Annotated in this window: 1 protein-coding gene; it reads left to right on the plus strand. The window is 67.9% G+C overall.

Features of this window, described 5'->3' with window-relative positions:
- Positions 1-994: OmpP1/FadL family transporter (locus tag ACLD7X_RS17055; protein WP_411424880.1), on the plus strand; the 994-nt coding region annotated here is incomplete at its 5' end.
- Positions 995-1,027 lie beyond the last annotated feature (33 nt).

Below are 1,027 nucleotides of genomic sequence, written 5' to 3' on the forward strand. Positions count from 1 at the left end.
GGGCACCTCGACGGGGGACATGGCGGGCGACTACACGATGATGTCGCTGGCTTACAAGCGCGACCTGTCGGACCGCCTGTCGATGGGGTTCTACCTCAACACGCCCTATGGGGCCAATGCGCTGTATACGCAGGGGCCCTACACGGGGCTGACGGCCACCTGGGAAAGCGAACAGATCGCCGCCGTCCTGCGCTATGAGGTGCAGGCGGGCCTGTCGGTCTATGGCGGCGCGCGCTATGTCCGGTCACAGGCCGAGATCGCCATTCCCGACACGGTGATCCGCAACGGTCTGGCGGCGGCGGGCCTGGCTGGCAACGTCCTGGCGGGCAATCTGGCCGCCAACGCGCCGTTGGGGTCGCTGGCCTATACGGCCGACGGATCGCGCACGGGCGACGTGGGCTATATCGCGGGGGCGGCCTATGAACGTCCCGACATCGCGCTGCGCGTGGCGCTGACCTACGAGAGCGAGATCGAGCACGGCTTCCGCACGCGGGAAACCCTGGCGGCGGTCGAGGGCCTGTTCGGACCCTTCCCGGTGACGCAGACCAATATCCGCATGCCGCAGACGCTGACGCTGGATTTCCAGTCGGGTGTGGCGCAGGACACGCTGGTCTTCGGATCGATCCGCTGGGCCGAATGGTCGGTCTGGGAAGTGCGTCCCGCAGGGTTCGACAGTGTGTTCGGCGACAACGTGACCGACTTCGAGAATGACGTGATCACCTACCAGCTGGGTGTGGGCCGGCGCATCAACGAAAGCCTGTCGGTCTTCGTGCGCGGCGGCTACGAGGACGCCAAGGGCGGCATCGCCAGCCGTCTGGCCCCGACCGACGGGCAGAAGAGCCTGGGCGTCGGCGGCACCTACACGGTGGGCAATGCCAAGATCACCGGCGGGATCGAATATGTCGACATCGGCGGCGCGGTCGACGGGTCGGGCACCCGGTTCCGGGGCAATTCAGCGCTGGGTTTCGGCCTGTCGGTCGGCTACCGGTTCTGACCGGGCGTGCCGGCCGGGGGGGCATCGAGCCCC

The sequence above is a fragment of the Aphanothece microscopica RSMan92 genome (assembly GCF_046613545.2).
Taxonomy (GTDB): Bacteria; Cyanobacteriota; Cyanobacteriia; order PCC-6307; family Cyanobiaceae; genus NIES-981.